1 protein-coding gene is annotated in these 420 nt (G+C 73.1%); it reads left to right on the top strand.

Annotated features, from left to right (window positions below):
• Positions 1-420 (top strand): MFS transporter (locus AC5RUJ_RS18500; protein ID WP_494156546.1); only part of this gene is annotated, 420 nt, incomplete at both ends.

The following is a 420-nucleotide window of genomic DNA, read 5'->3' as shown; positions in this document are numbered from 1 at the left end:
GTTGGCCGGTGTCGCCGCCCGTTCCGGACGCCGGCGGGCGCTGGTCACCGGTCTGCTGCTGGCCCTGCTGGGTTCGGCGTTGATGGCGCTGGCCCCGGTCACCGGATCCTTTGCGGTGCTGCTGGCCGGCTCCGCCCTCTTGGGGGTCGGCAACGCAGCCAACCTGCAGGCCCGTTTCGCGGCGGTGGACCTGGCCGTGCCACAGCATCGCGGCCGGGACCTGGCCTTCGTGGTCTGGTCCATCACGGTCGGTGCCGTGGCCGGCCCCAACCTGATCCGCCCGGGCGCCGAATTGGGCGCTGCGCTCGGGTTGCCCGAATCCTCCGGACCATTCCTGTTCTCGATGGCGGGCATGGCCATCGGCGCCGTGCTGCTGCTGGTGGGCCTGCGGCCGGACCCGTTGGGCTATGCGCGCGCCCG

It is taken from the genome of Arthrobacter sp. Y3223164 (assembly GCF_059091005.1).
This window is presented reverse-complemented; position numbering and strand designations above follow the sequence as displayed.